The sequence below is a fragment of the Micromonospora krabiensis genome (assembly GCF_900091425.1).
GTDB lineage: Bacteria > Actinomycetota > Actinomycetes > Mycobacteriales > Micromonosporaceae > Micromonospora > Micromonospora krabiensis.
On record NZ_LT598496.1, the window covers coordinates 6799573 to 6817455 of the forward strand.

Here is a 17883-nt window from a genome sequence, read left to right on the forward strand (position 1 = left end):
TTCCGGTCGCTCATTCCCGTCGGGCTGAACCGATGCGGTGTCGGTTACGTGTGCGAGTCGGCTTCCGGTGTTGGTCGGGGTCGGGGACTGGTGGGTGTGTGGGGGTGGTGGGTCGTGGTGCGTCCGGGGGATGCCGAGTGGTCGGTGTTGCAGCTGGATTCTGATCCGGTGCCGGGTGATCCGGAGTCGTTTGGGGAGATCACGCGGGCGTATCAGGAGTTGTCGCGGACGACTCGGGAGGCGCATGACTTGTTGGCCTCTGGTGGTCGGATCGATGTGGGTCAGGGTCGGGCGATGGAGGCGTTCCGGGATTTGGTGGGGAGGTTGCCGGGTCGGTTGGATCGGATGGCTGGGTCGTATTCGGCGGCGGCGGAGGCGTATGTGCGGTATCTGCCGTCGTTGGAGGAGGCGCAGGCGATGTCGTTGCGTGCGTTGGAGCAGGCGCGGCAGGCGGTGGGTGATGAGGGTGCGGCGCGGGCGGCGGTGTCGGCTGCGCAGGCGGCGTTGTCGGTGTTGGGTGGGGATCCGCAGGCCGGGCAGGTGGCGAGGGACACCGCGGCGGATGAGGTGGCGGCGGCGCAGAGTCGGGCGGACGACGCGCGGCAGGCGTTGGATCAGGCGAAGGCGTTGGTGGGTCAGGCGACGGCGTTGCGGGATCAGGCGGCGCGGGTGGCGGCGCGGGCGTTGCGGGAGTTGGCGGGGGATGCGCCGCAGCGGTCGTTGTGGGAGAAGATCGTTGAGGCGTTCGAGGCGTTCGTTGAGTTTCTGCGGAGCACGGTGATCGAGTGGCTCACGACGGTGTTGGATGTGATCGCGGCGATCGCGTCGTTCATTTTTCCGCCGTTGGGTGCGGCGATCGGGATGTTGTCGGGTGCGATCGATCTCGCGGCGGCGGCGTTGTCGGGGGATCCGGCGGCGATCGGGTTGGCCGCGGGTGGTCTGGCTCTTGGTCTGGTGCCGGGTGGTCGGCTCGCTGGCCGGGTCATCAAGTTCGCCACCAAGGGCACGATCAAGGGCGGCGTCAAGGCCGGCACCAGACAACTCACCAACGTGAAAAGCCCCGTCACCACCGGCACGAAGGTCCCGGACGTGGCCGCGACGAGCTACGGCCCCGGCAGAGTGATCAAGGGCGCGTTCACGTCGGCCGGACGGAATCTCGCCGACCTGGGCGAGGTCGTGGCGGCGCGGTTCAGGCCCCGGCCCCCGGCGAGCGGGAACACCATCGTCGGCAAGAACAGTTGGGGCATCACCACCCGCTTCGACGTCGGGAACGTCCGGGCCGAACCGGTGCTCAACAGTGAAGGCAAGCAGATCGGTGTCAGTTTCCCGTTGAGCGCCGACGACAGCGCGAGTCGCGCCGCGTGGGCGAGCGTGCCGACCAACATCTCCACCGGCCGCCACCAGGTCCCGAACCTGCCCCCTGGCGCGGTCTTCAAGAGCGCGCCCGACTACCGGCCGACCGAGGCGGCCGGCGCGTCACGCAGGGGGCCGCAGCCGGACTTCGAGTTCGACCAACTTCGCCCCGCGCCCTGGGCCGGGGATACGAACGCCCCGATGTTGGTCATGGCGCACACCAGCCCGAAGGACGTCGCGCTGCAGTTGCAGAACGGCAAGGTGGTCAACGTGTCGGGTGGGGAGTTCGCCAAGGTGCTGCACCACAACAGCGTGTTCCAGAGCACGACCGGGGCCAACCCGGACAGTTCGATCGTCATGATCGCCTGCAAGTTCGGCGCGCGGGACGGCACCGCCGCCCCGGACTTCAGCCAGGTGATGCAGCAGTTCGGGAACGATCGGCAGATCTACGCCGCGACCGACACCGTGTGGACCACCCGACCGAAGGACTTCTACGGCAATGTCACCCACCCCGGCGCTGACTTCGCCACGATCGCGGTCTCTCACGGGGGCGAGTTCCGCCCGCTCGTCTCTCCCGGCGGCAGTCGGCCACCAACTCCCGCCCCGCAGCATCCGCCCCTGGACTTCGGCGGCCCGCTGCCCGATTTCAGCAGTTGAGCGCCCCGCGGGACGTGAACCGTCTCCCGGTGTTGCCACGTGTGGAAGGCAATCGAGTCGTGGTTCTGAGTGAGGGAGTGAGCAGGTGGGCGTAACGGACGGCACCAGTCACTGGATGCTGCTGCTGGACAGCGACTGGTCGCCGCCGGAGGGCGACGGCCAGGGCGGGGCGGTGCCGCCGGCCGAGTCGATCGTGGGTGGCTGGCTGGTCCACGACGACGGGACGGTCGGGGTGTTCGAGCCGAACCCGTTGTACGTGCCCGACGGGGAGGACGCGCCGACCGGACCGGTCGACGCGGCGGCGCGGCTGGTCGTGGCGGGGCGTGCCGATCCGGACCTGGTGCTGCTCGCGCTGCGGGACAGTCTGACCGAGGTCGCGGTCGACGAGGAGGGTCGGATCATCGTGGCGCCCGCGCCGGACGGGGCGCCGTGTGTGCTGGTCGCCACGGGGACGGCGGACCAGGCGCGGGTGCGCGCGTCCGGTTGGCGGCAGGTCACCGCTGCCGAGTTGGTGGGGTTGCTTCCCGAGGACGTCGACGTGCTGCTCAATCCGGGCGGTCCCGCGTCGATGCGGCTGTTCGCCGACGCGCTGCGTGAGGCCGTCGCCGCGTCCGGCTGACCCGGCGGATCTGGGCCGGCGCCCAGTCGGCGGACGGGGGGCCGGGCGTACGCAGCGGTCAGCGTTGGCCTCCCGCCCACAGCCGGTCGGCGGTGGGCGGGAGGCCAACGCGTCCAGGCCGGTCAGCGGCGCCGGACGGCCTCCTCGACGAGGTCGAGCACCGGGCCGAGGTCCCCGGCGGGCCGGCCCATCGCCAGGTGGAGCACCAGGCCGTCGTAGGCGAGTTCGAGGAACTGCGCGAGGACGGCGATGGGGACGTCCTCGCGCAGCACACCGGCCTCGCGCTGCCGGACCAGCCGTTCCCGGGTCGCCTCGGCGACGGCGGCGGACCGCTCGGCCCACCGCTTGGCGAAGGCCGGGTCGGTACGCAACCGGCGGGAGACCTCCAGCTGGGTGCCCAGCCACCCCGTCGTGTCGGGGGAGAGCGCCCCGGCCAACAGGTCGCGCATCACCTGGACCAGACCATTGCGGGCGACGGTCTCCACCATCGCCGCCGCGTCGTCCTCCGCGACGGCGAGGAAGAGCGAGTCCTTGTCGCGGAAGTGGTGGAAGATGGCCCCCCGGGACAGTCCGGTGGCCTCCTCGAGCCGGCGCACGGTGGCACCCTCGTAGCCGTGCCGGGCGAAACACGCCCGCGAGGCGGCGAGGATCTCCTGGCGCCGCGCGTCGAGCTGGTCCTGGCTTACTCTGGGCACACGTCGATCGTTCCAGGTCACCCCGCGTCACGCAAACCGTACGTACGGCTTGGGAGGGTGTCGGGGGATCGTGCCACCGGCCCTCGCCGGTCTACCATCGCCCGGTGACGCCCCCCGCGACCATCCCCCAGGCTCCGCTCACCGTCGCCGCCGTCCAGGCCGAGCCCGTCCCCGGTGATGTCGCCGGCAACGCGGTCATCGCCGCCCGCCTCGTCGACCGGGCCGCGGACGAGCACGCCCGCGTCGCCGTGCTGCCGGAGCTGTTCCTGCCCGCGTACCACCCGCCGACGCTCGCGGCCGACCCGGTCGGCACCGACGTGGCGGCCGCCGAGGACCGGACCGTCGTCGACCCCCGCCTGGCGCCGCTGACCGCCGCCGCGGTGGCCGGCGGCCTCACCGTGGTGGTGGGCGCGGCGGTGCGGCACCCGGACGGGCGGCGGACCATCTCGTCGCTGGTGGTGGACCGCGCCGGTGTGATCCACGTCGGCTACGACAAGCAGCAGCTCTGGGGCGACGAGCGGGAGCTGTTCAGCCCCGGTACGCGCGGCGCGACCCTGCTGGTCGACGACTGGCGGCTGGGGCTGGGCATCTGCTACGACGGCTGCTTCCCGGAGCACGCGAGGGCGGCCGCGACCGACGACGCGCACGGCTACCTCTGCCCGAGCGGATACCTCGCCGGCTCGGAGCACCGTCGGGACCTCTACTACCGGGCGCGGGCCCTCGACAACACCCTCTACGTGGTCTTCGCCAACTCGGTCGGGGGCGTCGACCCGTGGCGCTTCAACGGCGGCGCGGCAGTGCACGACCCGCAGGGGCGTACGCTCGCGCGCGGCGCGGACGACGGCGAGGACGTGCTCGTCGTGACGCTGGACCCGGCGGAGCTGGCGGCCACCCGTGCCGCGCACTCGATGCTCGCCGACCGGCTTCCGGACCAGGGTGCGACCCGACTCGCACTGGTTGGATGAGAGTTAACATCGCGGGCCTGTCGGGCGACTCCCGCGTCCCGTAGGGTGCCCGAGTGCCACTGCTCCTGCTGGACCTGGACAACACCCTGCTCGACCGGGCCGGGCCGTTCCGTGCCTGGGGGGAGCGTTTCCTCGACGGGATCGGCGCGCCACCCGGGGACATCGATTGGCTGCTCTCCATCGACGCGGACGGGCTGACCGACCGCTGGGATGTCGCAGACGCCATTCGGGAGCGCTACGACCTGCGGATCCCCTCGATCGACCTGGTCGAGGAGCTGCACGACGGGGTGGTGGCGTTCACGCGGCTGGACCCACTGGTCGCCTGCACGCTCCAGATCGCCGACGGTGCCGGCTGGATCCCCGTGATCGTCAGCAACGGGGTGGTCCGTCAGCAGGAACCCAAGATCCGCCGCACCGGGCTGGACCGCTACGTGGCCGACTGGGTGATCTCGGAGGAGGCGGGCGTCAGCAAGCCCAACCCCCGGATCTTCGCGCTCGCCGCCCAGCGGGTGCGGATGCCCCTGCGGGGCGCGTGGGTGGTGGGCGACGGTCCGGAGGCGGACATCGGCGGGGCGGCGGCGGTCGGGCTGCCCAGCGTCTGGCTGCACCGGGGGCGGACCTGGTCGGACAACCGGTTCGCGCCGACGCGCACCGCGGACGGGCTGATCGCCGCGGTCGCCACCGTCCTCGCCGGCTGACCGGCCCAGACCCACGGCAGCCCGGACGGGGCACGCGCCCGGGGGCCAGGACCTCGGCATGACCGATCGTGACGAGCCCGCCGGGCCGCGCCGTCGGCCCGGTGACGGGTTCGCGCCCGACCCGGCCGTCCCGGAAATTCGGTTGACCGGCGTCGCCGCGCCGGTGAGCATTGTCCGCGCATCGTGCACCCGGGCTGAGCCCGGTCGAGGAGAGGGGGTCGGTCATGGCCGTCTTCGCAGGTCGCTTCCACCTGCCTCCATCAGCCTCGATCAAGGGATCACCACCGCAGTGCGCGAACACGACTTTCCGGCGCGTGGGCGCCGGACCCGCGGCAAGGGCCGCTTCGACGACGACGAACCACAGTTCCTGAAGCGCGGCCGGCCTTCCGAGCCGGTCGTCACCGACCACGACGACGCAGCCGACCCGGAAACGGGGGAGCGGTGGTCGTCCTGGGACGACGCCGTGCAGGGGCCGGAGCCCCACCCGGCCTGGCTGGTCACCGAACTGGCCGCGAAGGACACCGAACTCGGTGTGCTGAAGACCGGCAAGGAGGCGGACGTCCACCTGGTCCGCCGGGCGGTGCCGGGCACCGACCGCTCCTGCCTGCTGGCGGCCAAGCGCTACCGGGACGCGAGTCACCGGCTGTTCCACCGCGACGCCGGCTACCTGGAGGGGCGGCGGGTCCGCCGGTCCCGGGAGAACCGGGCGATGGCCGGCCGGACGGCGTTCGGCCGGCAGATGATCGCCGGGCAGTGGGCGGCGGCGGAGTTCGCCGCCCTGGCGCGGCTCTGGGAGATCGGCACCGAGCACGGCACCATCGCGGTGCCCTATCCGGTGCAGCTTCGAGGCACCGAGCTGATGCTGGAGTTCCTGGGCGATCCCGAGGAGGGGCAGGCGGCGCCCCGGCTGGCGCAGGTCCGGCCCGACGCGGCCGGCCTGCGTGACCTCTGGGCGCAGTTGGTCGACGCGCTGGTCGTACTGGCCCGCGCCGGGTACGCGCACGGTGACCTGTCGCCGTACAACCTGCTGGTGCACCGGGACCGGTTGGTCCTGATCGACCTGCCGCAGGTGGTCGACGTGGTGGCCAACCCGCAGGGGCCGGAGTTCCTGGCCCGGGACGTCCGGGTCGTCAGCACCTGGTTCACCTCCCGCGGGTTGCCCGCGGCCGTGACCGACCCCGACCGGCTGACCGGGGAACTGCTGCGCGAGGCGGGCATCCGCTGAGCCGGTGGCCGGGTGGTGGACGGCCTCGCCCACCACCCGGCCGGCGCGCCGGTCACTGGAGGTAGCGCTCGACCTCGGGCTTGGGGCGTACGCCCTGGGCGTCGGGGTCGCCGTGCGTGGAGCGGGCGGCCCGACGGCGGCGCAGGAGGTCCCAACACTGGTCCAGGGACTCCTCCAGCTCGCGCAGCCGGTCCTTGGCCTCGTCGTCGGTGCCCTGCTCGGTGGCTTGCGCGGCCGCGCGGAGGCGGTGCTCCTCGTCGACCAGCTCGGAGATCCGGTTCAGGATGGTCTTGTCGTCCATGGCCAAGAGCCTTGCACAGCGGCCACCCGCGTGCCGGCAATCCCGGGGCGGCTGTGACGGAGATCGACCACGAGTCCCGTCGGCGGGACTCCGGGGGTCGTGGCGGTCGCAGCGGCGCTCGCCGATGGCCGGGTTCCATCGCTCGGCACGCCACCTGCGGGATTTCCATGGGGGCACGAATGCGTCGTCATCCCTTGTGGAGTGTGTGAGATGTGCGGTGTGAGAATTTCTCGTTGCACGTCTAGAGAAACTTGACGCCGCAATGGCATGCTCGGCGGAACGGTCACTCCCTACAGCCGCTTCGACACGTTCCGTTGCCGAAAGGAAACCACCGCAGGTGGCAACGTCAGACACCACGCCGGTCCCCACCCGACGAGCGGGCGCGATACCCCTGCGCCACGTGGTGCCCGGTCTCCTCCGCGAACCGTCCCGTGCCCTGGTCGAATTCGGCGAGCGCTCCGGTGGCGAGGTGGTGAAACTGAACCTCGGCGCGTTCCGCCCCTACCTGGTGACCCATCCCGAGCACCTCCAGCGGGTCCTGCGCGAGCGGTCCGCCAACTACGTACGGGCCGGCGACGGGCTGCAGTGGCGGCCGCTCAAACGGTTGTTCGGCGACGGGATCCTCAGCGACGGCGAGTACTGGTCGAACAGCCGGAACATCCTTCAACCGCTCTTCACCGCCCGACGCATCGACGGGCTGGTCGACCGGCTGGCCGAGGCCATCGAGGACGCCGTCGACGAGCTGGAGGAGCCGGCCCGGGCCGGCCGACCCGTCGACATGGGCACCGAGCAGGCCAGGATCGTCTGCTCGGCGATCATGAAGGTCTTCTTCGCCGACAAGATCTCGGTGCCGGACGCGATGCGGATCATGGAGGCGCAGGACGCCATCGCCTCGTCGGTGATGCCGCGCATCGCGGTGCCGTGGGCGCCGCTCGCCGTGCCGATGCCCGGCGACCGCACCTTCCGCAACGCGGTCCAGCTCATCGACGACCTGCTGATGCCGATCGTCCGGCGGTCCCGGGAGACCGCCGAGACCGACGGCGACGACATCATCGCGACGCTGTGGCGCGGTCGCACCGAGGACGGTGGCCGGCTGGACGAGACCCAGGTGCGCAACGACACCGTCGCCATGGTCGCGACCACCACCGAGACCACGATCAGCGTGCTGACGTGGCTCTGGCCGCACATCGAAGGTGACCCGCGCATCGCCGAGCAGCTCTACGCGGAGATCGACCGCGTGGTCGGCGACGCCCCGGTGCGCCGGGAGCACCTCAAGGAGCTCCGCTACACCCGCCAGGTCCTCGACGAACTGCTGCGGCTCTACCCGATCGGCTGGCTGTTCCCGCGCCGGGCCGTCGAGGAGGACGTGGTCGGCGGGGTGCGGATCGAGGCCGGCGCCACCATCGTGGTCAGCCCGCTCATCACGCACCGGATGTCGGTCTTCTGGGACCGCCCGAACGAGTTCGACCCGGACCGGTTCGCCCCGGAGCTCGCCCGCAGCCGTCACCGCTACGCGCACTTCCCCTTCGGTGGCGGCCCGCACCAGTGCCTCGGGATGCACCTGTTCTACCTGGAGGCGACCCTGATCGTCGCGACCGTACTCAGCCGGTTCCGGTTCCGCCTCCAGAAGCCGTCGGTCCCCGGCATCAAGGTGGCGGCGGCCCTGCGGCCCCGGGAACGGGTGGAGCTCACGCTCCGGCCGCTGCGGAGCGTCGCGGCATGACGGCCGGCCAGCGCTCCGGGTCGGACCTGGTCGAAGAACAACTGCTGGCCGCCGCGGAACAGGGCCGCATCTGCGCCCTGGCCGCCAAGGGCCAGCGAGACCTGCAACAGTGCGCCTCGGCGTACCCCGACCTCTTTCCGCCCCGCCCGTTCGACCCGGCGCTGTTCGGCAACGTCGCCATGGCCATCGCCTTCGGCGCGCCGTGGTGCGACGAGGCCCAGCTGCGCGTCACCAACCGGGCGGTGCTGTGGGGCTTCGCGGTCGACTGGCAGGTCGACTACGTGGCCAAGTCCGCCGAGGAGATCGAGCGGCTCACCACCCGCTGCCTCGCGGTCGCGGACGGCGACGCACCCGAGCCGGACGACCACCTCGGCCGCTTCCTGGCCGAGCTGCGCGACGAGCTGGCCACCGCGCCCGCCTTCGCCACGCACCGGTCGGTCTGGCGGGACGAGCTGGCCAAGGTCCTCGACGCCATGGCGCGGGAGTGGGACTGGAAGCAGGCCGGCGACGGTGGGACGTTGCCCGACCTCGACACGTACCTCGACAACGCGGACAACCTCGCGTGCACGGTCGTCAACGTCGTGCACTGGATCCACGCCGGGGACCCGGCGACCCTCGACCACCTCGACGAGCTGATCGAGGCGAGCGGTGTGGTGCAGCGGATCCTGCGGCTGGTCAACGACCTCGGCACGTACGAGCGGGACCTGCGCTGGGGCGACCTGAACGCGCTGCTTCTCGTACCGGACCGGGACGACGTGACCCGGCGGATCGCGGAGCTGATCGGCCAGGCGCGGGAGCTGCTGGCGCCGCTGCACGCGACGTCACCGGTGCAGGCGGACTACCTGGCCCGCCAGATCGGCTTCAGCAGCGGCTTCTACCGGTCGACCGACTTCTGGGGAGCATTGTGACCGCACCGATCCCGGGCGGTTGGGGACGGCCGGACGTGGCGGGCGCCGCGCGCGAGCTGTTCGCCGCCATGGCACTGGAGCCGTCCGGTCGGGTCACCCCCTCGGTGTACGAGACCGGCCGGGTCGTCAGCGACGCGCCGTGGCTCGCCGGGCACCGGCGGCGGCTGTCGTACCTGGTCGACGAGCAGCGGCCGGACGGCGGTTGGGGAGCGCCCGGCGGGTACGCCGTGGTGCCCACCCTCAGCGCCGTGGAGGCCCTGCTCGCCAGCGTGCGGGACCAGGGCGCCACGCGGCACGAGCCGGGGGGACCGTCGCGTGTGGAGCTGCTGACGGCGGCCGTACGTGGACTGACCGCCCTGCGGGGCTGGCTCGCCGACGGGCCGCCCGAGCTTCCGGACACCCCGGCCGCCGACCTGATCGTGCCGGCGTTGACCGACCGCATCAACGCCCACCTCGATCTCCTCGACGGTGAGCCGGGCCGCGGCCCGCTCGCCGGTGAGCTGCCCAGCGCGGTGGACCGGCGCCGGTTCGTCGCCCTGGACGCCCTGCTGGCCGGTGGCCGACCGGTCCCGCAGAAGCTGCTGCACGCCTTCGAGGTGCTGGGCCCGGCCGCGCGGGGTCGGGTCGACGTGACGCCGGTGGCCGGCGCGGTCGGCGCCTCGCCCGCGGCGACCGCCGCCTGGGTCGCGGGCCCGGCCGACGCGGATCCGGCCGTGCTGTCCTATCTGGAGACGGCGGTCGCGCAGCACGACGGGCCGGTGCCCTGCTGCACACCGATCACGGCCTTCGAGCGGGGCTGGACAGTGAGCACCCTGGCCCGGGCCGGCGTGGCGGTACGCCCCGCGCCCCGCCTGATCACCGAGCTCGCCGAGGCGGTCGGGCCGGAGGGCGCCGCGACCGGGCCCGGGCTGCCGGCCGACGCGGACACCACCTCCGTCGCCCTGTACGCGCTGGCCCTGCTCGGTCGACCGGTCGACCCGGATAGCCTCGGCCGCTACGACGTCGGCAGCCACTTCTGCACCTGGCAGGGGGAGGACGGGCGATCGGTCACCACCAACGCCCACGTGCTGGAGGCGCTCGGCTGGCACGCCCACCACACCCCCGGCGGCGCGGCCCGGCACGGCGACCGGGTCGCCGCGCTCGCCGAGTGGTTGCGCACGCGGCAGGAGACCGACGGCTGCTGGACCGACCGGTGGCACGCCTCGCCCTACTACGCCACCTCCTGTGCGGTGTTGGCGCTGGACGCCCACGCCCCGGCCGGCACCGCCACCTCCGCTGTGGAACGAGCCGTCGACTGGGTCGTCGCCACCCAGCGGCCGGACGGATCCTGGGGACGGTGGGCGGGCACGGTCGAGGAGACCGCGTACGCCCTGCACGTGCTGCTCGGCACCGCCGGCACGCCGCGACGGGGAGTGCGCGAGGCGGTGGCCCGGGGGTTGGCGTACCTGGCCGCCGCGGACGACCGGGCGGCACACCCACCACTGTGGCACGACAAGGACCTCTACGCGCCGCTGCTGATCGTGCGGGCCGCCGTGATCGCCGTGTGGCAGTTGGCGATCACGAGATCCGACCTGGCCACGGGAGTGGACCGGAACGCGTCCGCGGCGGCTTCCGACGGGCCCATGATCAGGAGCGCTTGAGTGATGCTGCGGACGCTGCTAGCGTGCGCCGGGGTCAATGCGTGCGCGTCCGCATCGCGTACTGACTGACGGATCACACAGGCCACGCCAGGGACGGTGTAATGGGTTCCCGCAGCTCGAATCTGCGTACCAAGGTCGTTGCCCTGCTCGCGTCCCTGGTGGCGCTCTGGGGGTTCACCGCCTGGGTCACCATCCGGGACGGTGTCAACCTGCTGGGCGTGCAGGCCCTGGACAGCAAGGTCTTCAACCCCACCGAGCCGCTGCTGCTGCAGTTGCAGCTGGAACGGCGGACGTCGCTGGCCCTGCTCGGTCGCCCCGACGACGAGCGGCGCGCCGCGCTGGCCGAGATCAGGCCGCGCACCGACAAGCTGGCCGCGGACTTCAAGGAGTCCGTGGACAGCTGGCAGGTCGACGCGCTGGGCAGCGGCACCCTCGACCGTCGGATCAGCGAGCTGATCGGCGGCCTGGACCGGCTCGGGGAGACCCGTACGGCCGTCGACGCCAAGACCATCGACCGGGCCGAGGCCGGTGCGGCGTTCACCGGCCTGATCGAGTCGATCTACCGGGTCTACGACGCGCTGGGCAACCTGGACGACGAGCAGGTCGCCGAGGACACCTCCGCGCTGATCGGTCTCAACCGCTCCCGTGAGCTGCTGTCCCAGGAGGACGCCCTGCTCGCCGGTGTGCTCGCGGCCGGTCGCATCACGGCCGCCGAGCAGGCGCAGTTCACCCGGATCGTCGGCGCCCGGCAGTTCACCGCCGAGCAGGCGCTGGTCCGCCTGCCCGCCGCCGACCAGAGGCGGTACGCGGAGATGTCCGGCGGCCCGACGTTCCGTCAGCTCGCCGACCTGGAGAACCGGGTCATGCAGGGCAGCGGGACCCGCCCGCCGATCAACGCGGACGGCTGGGACGAGGTCAGCGGCCCCGCCCTCACCCAGATCGCCGACACGGTGCTCGCCGGCGGTGACGACGTGGTCGACCGGGCCGCCCCCGTCGCGGTCGGCGTCATCGTGCGACTCGTGCTCGCCGCCGGTCTCGGCCTCATCGCCGTCATCGCCTCCATCATCGTGTCGATCACCACGGCCCGGGCGTTGGTCCAGCAGCTGGAGCGGCTGCGCCAGGCCGCCATGCGGCTGGCCAACGAGCGGCTGCCCAGCGTCGTGGAGCGGCTCGGCCACGGCGAGGAGGTGGACGTCGCCAAGGAGGCCCCGCCCCTGGAGTTCGGCACCGACGAGATCGGCCAGGTGGGTAAGGCGTTCAACGCGGTCCAGGAGACCGCGATCCGCACCGCCGTCGAGCAGGCCGAGCTGCGCCGCAACGTCCGGGAGGTCTTCCTCAGCCTGGCCCGGCGTACGCAGGCGCTGGTCCACCGGCAGCTCACGCTCCTCGACGCCATGGAGCGCCGCGAGCAGGACGCCGAGGAGCTGGAGGACCTGTTCCGGGTCGACCACCTCGCCACCCGTATGCGCCGCAACGCCGAGAACCTGATCGTGCTCTCCGGCTCGACGCCGGGCCGCGCCTGGCGGCGCAACGTCCCCATGGTCGACGTGATCCGCGGCGCGGTCGCCGAGGTGGAGGACTACACCCGGGTCAACGTGCTGCCGATCGGCCGGGTCTCCCTGGCCGGCCGCGCCGTCGGTGACATCATCCACCTGCTCGCCGAGCTGATCGAGAACGCGCTGTCCTTCTCCCCGCCGAACACCACGGTCGAGGTGCGGGGGCAGATGGTGGCCAACGGGTTCGCGGTCGAGATCGAGGACCGGGGTCTCGGCATGACCCCCGAGGACCTGGCCGCCGCCAACGAGCGGATCGTCGACCAGTCCGAGCTGAACCTCGCCAACGCCTCCCGGCTGGGTCTCTACGTGGTGAGCCGGCTGACCGAACGCCACGGCGTCAAGGTGCAGCTGAAGGAGTCCGCGTACGGCGGCACCACCGCCGTCGTGCTGGTGCCGATCGAGCTGGTCACCGACTCCGGTGACGACCCGGAGGCGTCCGGCGGTTTCGCCGCGGGCACGCCCGCCACCAAGGCGGCGACCCCGGCCGCGCCGGCGACCGCCATCCCGGCCACGCCGGCCGCGAGCGCCCCGTCCCCGGAGCCGCCGGCGCTGCCCGCCCCGGTGGCCCTGGCCGAGGCGCCCGACCTGCGGGGGCCGCAGTCGCCGGTGGCGCAGACCGACGGCACCGGTGACGACGACGGGCTGCCGACCCGGTCCCGGGCCGGACTGCAGGGCCTGCCCACCCGCGCCCGACGGGCGCCGGACCAGCAGGCCGCGCTGGACGGGCCGACGTACCCGACCGGGTTGCCGACGGCACTGCCCCGTCCCCTGGACGGCGGGCCGGCGGCGCCGGTCGAGCGGGGCCCGGCGCCGGTCCGCAGTGAGGCGTCCCAGACCGACTCGGGCCTGCCGGTCCGGGTCCGGCAGGCGAACATCGTGCCCGAACTGCGTGACGACCCCGCCGCCACGAGCGCCGACGACGACGAGGACACCGTCCGGCCGCCGGAGCAGGTGCGGCGGATGATGAGCTCGTACCAGACCGGGACCCGTCGGGGTCGGACGGAGGCCGCCCGACTGCTGGGCGGCCCCGACGACGAGCCGGACCCGGGGTCCGGCCCGGAGGCCGACGAGCAACAAGCGACCTGACCCGTGCCGGCGGTGCGGACATCCGCCCGCGACGGAACGGTCAGCCCCATACGAAATCGGCGACATCCGCCGGGGGAGAAGAGGACGACGAGTGGCCCAGAAGACGGCATCGAGTGCCGACCTGACGTGGTTGCTGGACGATCTGGTCGGCCGGGTGAAGCAGGCCGAGCATGCGGTCGCGCTGTCGACGGACGGCCTGTTGATGGCCTCCTCACAGGGGCTCAGCCGGGACGACGGAGAGCACCTGGCCGCGATGGCGGCCGGGATCCAGAGCCTGGCCCGGGGCGCGGGCAAGCGGTTCGGTGGTGGCCAGGTGCAGCAGACCATCATCGAGATGCAGTCCTCGTTCCTCTTCGTCACAGCGGCCGGGCGCAACGCCTGTCTCGCGGTCCTGGCCAGTGAGGACGCCGATGTGGGGCTGATCGCCTACGAGATGGCGATGCTGGTGACCCGGGTCGGCAAGCACGTCGCGTCGCCGACCCGGACCGCCGAACAGTCGACCGGCGAGAAGTAGGCGCGATGACGGTGCAGGGGGAGTCCGCGGAGCATCAGTGGGTGGACGACCATGCCGGGCCGGTGGTGCGTCCGTACGCGGTCACGCGCGGCCGGGCTCGTCCGGTAACCGGCACGTTCGACCTGATCTCGCTGGTCACGGCGACCCGCGCAGACGTGGGCACGGAAATCGGCCTCGGGCCGGAGCACGTGGCGATCGTCGGGCTCTGCCAGCGCATGCAGTCCGTCGCCGAGATCGCCGCCCACCTGGACCTGCCGGTGGGCACCATCCGGGTCCTACTGGGTGACCTGGTGGCCCGCAGCCTGGTCCAGGTGCGCGAGCCACGCACCTCGGCCGGACTTCCCGACAACAGTGTTTTCGAGGCGGTTATCAATGGACTACGGGCACTCTGAGCGGCCGGCGGGAGCGACCCCACTGCCCACCGCGATCAAGATTCTGGTCGCGGGCGGCTTCGGCGTGGGCAAGACGACCATGGTCGGCGCGGTCAGCGAGACCCGCCCGTTGCGCACGGAGGAGGTGCTGACGGAGTCCGGTGTCGGCATCGACGACCTCTCCGGGGTGGAGAGCAAGACCACCACCACGGTCGCGATGGACTTCGGCCGGATCACGATCAGCGACGACCTCGTGCTCTACCTGTTCGGTACGCCGGGGCAGGACCGGTTCTGGTTCGTCTGGGACGAGCTGGCCCTCGGCGCCATCGGCGCGGTGGTCCTCGCGGACACCCGACGCCTGGCTGACTGCTTCCCCTCCATCGACTACTTCGAGGGGCGGGGCACGCCGTTCGTCGTGGCGGTGAACTGCTTCGAGGGGGCCCGGCAGTACCGGCTCGACGAGGTGCAGGCGGCCCTGAACCTGGACCCGGGGGTGCCGGTGCTGCTCTGCGACGCCCGCCAGCGGGAGTCGAGCAAGGAGGTGCTCATCACCCTGATGGAGCACGCGATGAAGACCCGGGACGCCCGCCGCCGCGGCGAGTGACCCGGTGCCGCCGTGCCGGCCCCGGCACGCGGCCCACCCCTGACGTACGACGAAGGCCCCTCCCGGTTCGCCGGAAGGGGCCTTCTCGGTCGTGCGTCAGTTGGCGATCATCCGGCGCAGCACGTACTGCAGGATGCCGCCGTGCCGGTAGTAGTCCGCCTCACCGGGGGTGTCGATGCGGACGACGGCGTCGAACTCGACACCGGTGTCGGTGGTGACCTTCACCGTGCGCGGGGTCTCGCCGTCGTTCAGCGCGGTCACACCGGTGATGGTGAACGTCTCCGTGCCGGTCAGCCCCAGCGAGTCGGCCGTCGTGTCGACCGGGAACTGGAGCGGCAGGACACCCATGCCGATCAGGTTGGAGCGGTGGATCCGCTCGTACGACTCGGCGATGACCGCCTTGACGCCGAGCAGCATGGTGCCCTTGGCGGCCCAGTCGCGGGACGAGCCGGAGCCGTACTCCTTGCCGGCCAGCACCACCAGCGGCACGCCGGCCGCCTGGTAGGCCACCGAGGCGTCGTAGATCGAGGTCTGCTCGCCGGTCAGGTGGTTGACGGTGACGCCACCCTCGACACCCGGGACCAGCTGGTTGCGCAGCCGGATGTTGGCGAACGTGCCCCGGATCATCACCTCGTGGTTGCCGCGGCGGGAGCCGTACGAGTTGAACTCGTGCCGCGCCACACCGTGCTCGGCCAGGTACTTGCCCGCGGGCGAGTCCGCCTTGATCGAGCCGGCCGGGGAGATGTGGTCGGTGGTCACCGAGTCACCGAGCTTGGCCAGCACGCGAGCGCCGTCGATGTCGGTGACGGCCTTCGGCGCGCGCTCCATGCCATCGAAGTACGGGGGCTTGCGTACGTACGTCGAGTCGCCGTCCCAGGCGAAGGTGTCGCCGGTCGGGGTCGGCAGCGACTGCCAGCGCTCGTCGCCGGCGAAGACGTCGGCGTACGCGGAGCTGAACCCGGTGGCGCCGATCGCCGAGGCGATGACGTCCTGGATCTCGGTGGTGCTCGGCCAGATGTCGCGCAGGTAGACCGGCTCGCCGGCGCTGTCCTCACCGATCGGCTCGTTGGCCAGGTCGATGTCCATGGTGCCGGCCAGCGCGTACGCGACCACCAGCGGCGGGGACGCCAGGTAGTTCATCTTGACGTCCGGGTTGATCCGGCCCTCGAAGTTGCGGTTGCCGGAGAGCACCGAGACGACGGAGAGGTCGGCCTCGTTCACCGCGGCGGAGATCTCCTCCGGCAGCGGGCCGGAGTTGCCGATGCAGGTGGTGCAGCCGTAGCCGACCAGGTGGAAGCCCAGCTTCTCCAGGTACGGGGTCAGGCCGGCGCGCTCGTAGTAGTCCATGACGACCTTGGAACCGGGGGCCAGGGTGGTCTTCACCCACGGCTTGCGGTTCAGGCCGCGCTCCACGGCGTTGCGGGCCAGCAGGGCCGCGCCGATCATCACCTGCGGGTTGGAGGTGTTGGTGCAGGAGGTGATCGCGGCGATCACCACAGCGCCGTGGTCCAGCTCGAACTCGGTGCCGTCGGCGCCGGTGACCCGGATCGGGTTGGTGGCCCGCCCGCCCGCGCCCACCGCGGCGGTCTCGAGGTCACGCGGGGCGTCGGCCGGGTCGTTGACGCCGTTGGCGGGGGAGTCGCTGGCCGGGAAGGACTCGGCGCTGGCCTCGTCGGCGTGGCCCTCGACCCCGAACGGCTTCTCCAGCTGCGGTACGCCCGACTGGCGACCCCGGTCGCCGCCGGTCTCGTCGGCGGCCACGTAGTCCTTGAGCGCCGAGCGGAACAGCGTCTTGGCGCTGCCCAGCGGCACCCGGTCCTGCGGGCGCTTCGGGCCGGCCAGGGACGGCTCGATGGTGCTCAGGTCGAGCTCCAGGCGCTCCGAGTACTCCGGCTCCGCAGCCGGGTCGTGCCAGAGGCCCTGCTCCTTGGCGTACGCCTCGACGAGCGCCACCTGCTGCGGGTCGCGGCCGGTCAGCTCCAGGTAGCGGACGGTCTCGCCGTCGATCGGGAAGATCGCCACGGTGGAGCCGTACTCCGGCGACATGTTGCCGATGGTCGCGCGGTTGGCCAGCGGCACCGCGCTCACGCCCGGGCCGTAGAACTCGACGAACTTGCCGACCACGCCGTGCTTGCGCAGCATCTCGGTGATGGTGAGCACCAGGTCGGTCGCGGTGGTGCCGGCCGGCATCTCACCGGAGAGCTTGAAGCCGACGACCCGCGGGATCAGCATGCTGACCGGCTGGCCGAGCATCGCGGCCTCGGCCTCGATGCCGCCGACGCCCCAGCCCAGGACGCCCAGGCCGTTGACCATCGTGGTGTGCGAGTCGGTGCCGACCACGGTGTCCGGGTAGGCCTGGCCGTTGCGCTCCATGATCGTACGGGCCAGGTACTCGATGTTGACCTGGTGCACGATGCCGGTGCCGGGCGGGACCACCTTGAACTCGTTGAAGGCGGTCTGACCCCAGCGCAGGAACTGGTAGCGCTCCTTGTTGCGCTCGTACTCCAGCTCGACGTTGCGCGCGAACGCGTCCTCGCGGCCGAACAGGTCGGCGATCACCGAGTGGTCGATGACCAGCTCGGCGGGGGCGAGGGGGTTCACCTTGGTGGCGTCGCCGCCCAGGTCCCGCACGGCCTCGCGCATGGTGGCCAGGTCGACCACGCACGGCACGCCGGTGAAGTCCTGCATGAGCACCCGCGCCGGGGTGAACTGGATCTCCACGCTCGGGTCGGCGGTGGGGTCCCACGCGCCGAGCTGGCGGATGTGGTCGGCGGTGATGTTCGCGCCGTCCTCGGTCCGCAGCAGGTTCTCCAGCAGGATCTTCAAGCTGTACGGCAGCCGGTCGTGGCCGTCCACCTTGTCGATCTTGAAAATCTCGTAGCTCGCGTCTCCGACGCGCAGCTGGCTCTTCGCACCGAAGGTGTCGAGGCTCGCCACGTCGTACTCCTTCACACCAGCGACCGTGAGT

Annotated in this window: 15 protein-coding genes; 12 read left to right on the forward strand and 3 right to left on the reverse strand. The window is 72.1% G+C overall.

Features of this window, described 5'->3' with window-relative positions; genetic code table 11:
- The first annotated feature begins 114 nt into the window (after nt 1–114).
- Together GA0070620_RS34115 and GA0070620_RS31300 are read left to right on the forward strand one after the other, a co-directional pair.
- On the forward strand, nt 115–2010 hold the full coding sequence (locus tag GA0070620_RS34115) for a hypothetical protein (protein ID WP_091597132.1): 1896 nt from the start codon (nt 115–117) through the stop codon (nt 2008–2010).
- 85 nt (nt 2011–2095) lie between these two features.
- Nucleotides 2096–2629, forward strand: a complete 534-nt coding sequence (locus GA0070620_RS31300; RefSeq protein WP_157741738.1) for a type VII secretion system-associated protein — start codon at nt 2096–2098, stop codon at nt 2627–2629.
- Nucleotides 2630–2751: 122 nt separating this feature from the next.
- On the opposite strand, the gene GA0070620_RS31305 is transcribed toward GA0070620_RS31300, so the two are convergent.
- Nucleotides 2752–3324, reverse strand: coding sequence for a TetR/AcrR family transcriptional regulator (locus tag GA0070620_RS31305; RefSeq protein WP_091597138.1), 573 nt, complete (start codon nt 3322–3324; stop codon nt 2752–2754).
- Nucleotides 3325–3428: 104 nt separating this feature from the next.
- Between GA0070620_RS31305 and GA0070620_RS31310 the strand changes: the two genes are divergently transcribed.
- The 3 genes from GA0070620_RS31310 (at nt 3429) to GA0070620_RS31320 (ending at nt 6212) form a co-directional block, all read left to right on the forward strand.
- A complete protein-coding gene (locus GA0070620_RS31310; RefSeq protein WP_231922030.1) occupies nt 3429–4289 on the forward strand; it encodes a carbon-nitrogen hydrolase family protein in 861 nt (286 codons plus the stop codon).
- Nucleotides 4290–4342: 53 nt separating this feature from the next.
- The gene (locus GA0070620_RS31315; protein WP_091597141.1) at nt 4343–4987 is read left to right on the forward strand and encodes an HAD family hydrolase; all 645 of its coding nucleotides are present in this window, start codon (nt 4343–4345) and stop codon (nt 4985–4987) included.
- A gap of 289 nt (nt 4988–5276) precedes the next feature.
- Complete coding sequence (locus tag GA0070620_RS31320) at nt 5277–6212, forward strand: serine protein kinase RIO (RefSeq protein ID WP_091597144.1); 936 nt, start codon at nt 5277–5279, stop codon at nt 6210–6212.
- Between the two features lie 52 nt (nt 6213–6264).
- On the opposite strand, the gene GA0070620_RS31325 is transcribed toward GA0070620_RS31320, so the two are convergent.
- Complete coding sequence (locus GA0070620_RS31325) at nt 6265–6513, reverse strand: DUF2630 family protein (protein ID WP_091597147.1); 249 nt, start codon at nt 6511–6513, stop codon at nt 6265–6267.
- A 385-nt stretch (nt 6514–6898) separates the two neighbouring features.
- On the opposite strand from GA0070620_RS31325, the gene GA0070620_RS31330 reads away from it, so the two are divergent.
- The 7 genes from GA0070620_RS31330 to GA0070620_RS31360 all read left to right on the forward strand — a co-directional run bounded on the left by GA0070620_RS31330 (nt 6899) and on the right by GA0070620_RS31360 (nt 14915).
- Nucleotides 6899–8236: a cytochrome P450 gene (locus GA0070620_RS31330; RefSeq protein ID WP_231922499.1), complete on the forward strand. Its 1338-nt coding sequence runs from the start codon at nt 6899–6901 to the stop codon at nt 8234–8236.
- Entirely contained in the window at nt 8233–9144 is a 912-nt protein-coding gene (locus GA0070620_RS31335) for a terpene synthase family protein (RefSeq protein ID WP_091597153.1), read from the forward strand. Before GA0070620_RS31330 ends, GA0070620_RS31335 begins: the two co-directional genes overlap by 4 nt.
- A complete protein-coding gene (locus GA0070620_RS31340) occupies nt 9141–10784 on the forward strand; it encodes a prenyltransferase/squalene oxidase repeat-containing protein (RefSeq protein WP_197677491.1) in 1644 nt (547 codons plus the stop codon). Before GA0070620_RS31335 ends, GA0070620_RS31340 begins: the two co-directional genes overlap by 4 nt.
- Nucleotides 10785–10885: 101 nt before the next feature.
- Entirely contained in the window at nt 10886–13426 is a 2541-nt protein-coding gene (locus GA0070620_RS31345; protein ID WP_091597156.1) for a sensor histidine kinase, read from the forward strand.
- Between the two features lie 91 nt (nt 13427–13517).
- The gene (locus GA0070620_RS31350) at nt 13518–13940 is read left to right on the forward strand and encodes a roadblock/LC7 domain-containing protein (RefSeq protein ID WP_091597159.1); all 423 of its coding nucleotides are present in this window, start codon (nt 13518–13520) and stop codon (nt 13938–13940) included.
- Between the two features lie 5 nt (nt 13941–13945).
- Nucleotides 13946–14332: a DUF742 domain-containing protein gene (locus tag GA0070620_RS31355; RefSeq protein WP_091597161.1), complete on the forward strand. Its 387-nt coding sequence runs from the start codon at nt 13946–13948 to the stop codon at nt 14330–14332.
- Nucleotides 14313–14915: a GTP-binding protein gene (locus tag GA0070620_RS31360; RefSeq protein WP_091597164.1), complete on the forward strand. Its 603-nt coding sequence runs from the start codon at nt 14313–14315 to the stop codon at nt 14913–14915. Before GA0070620_RS31355 ends, GA0070620_RS31360 begins: the two co-directional genes overlap by 20 nt.
- A 96-nt stretch (nt 14916–15011) precedes the next feature.
- On the opposite strand, the gene GA0070620_RS31365 is transcribed toward GA0070620_RS31360, so the two are convergent.
- Nucleotides 15012–17867, reverse strand: a complete 2856-nt coding sequence (locus tag GA0070620_RS31365) for an aconitate hydratase (RefSeq protein WP_091597166.1) — start codon at nt 17865–17867, stop codon at nt 15012–15014.
- Nucleotides 17868–17883 lie beyond the last annotated feature (16 nt).